The organism is Nocardioides pakistanensis (genome assembly GCF_054781215.1).
This window is the reverse complement of the sequence record NZ_BAAGUV010000041.1, coordinates 1-620: the sequence shown is the minus strand read 5'-3', so window position 1 is coordinate 620 and position 620 is coordinate 1. Positions and strand designations below refer to the sequence as shown.

Below are 620 nucleotides of genomic sequence, written 5' to 3'. Positions count from 1 at the left end.
GGCTAACACGTCCCCTTAACCTTCCAGCACCGGGCAGGAGTCAGTCCGTATACATCCACTTGCGTGTTCGCACGGACCTGTGTTTTTAGTAAACAGTCGCTTCCCACTGGTCTCTGCGGCCACCACACCCTTTCCCACGCAAGGCGGTATAAGCGGGTGGCCCCCCTTCTCCCGAAGTTACGGGGGCATTTTGCCGAGTTCCTTAACCATGGTTTTCTCGATCTCCTGAGTATTCTCTACCTGATCACCTGAGTCGGTTTGGGGTACGGGCAACAGCAAACCTCACGTCGATGCTTTTCTCGACAGCATAGGATCACCAGCTTCCCCATACGGGTCCGCATCACATCTCACCCACAGAACCCATCTCTTAAACAGGTTCGGGCTACATGTTTACACCGGGACAACCATCGCCCGGCACTGGCTACCTTCCTGCGTCACACCTCACGCTCACCACCCCAGCATCGGGTTCACAGCCGCCACCAGCACATCACCCGAAGGATCCATGCCGGTCTTGGTTTGTTTAGCACTACTGGTTAGGTCTTTGACGGTTTACCGCCGGTACGGGAATATCAACCCGTTGTCCATCGACTACGCCTGTCGGCCTCGCCTTAGGTCCCGAC

General features: G+C 56.3%; 1 rRNA gene. It reads right to left on the bottom strand.

The annotated features are described in order from the left end of the window. Positions 1–620: ribosomal RNA gene (locus tag ACYVIH_RS15765) — 23S ribosomal RNA — on the bottom strand; the annotation flags it as partial.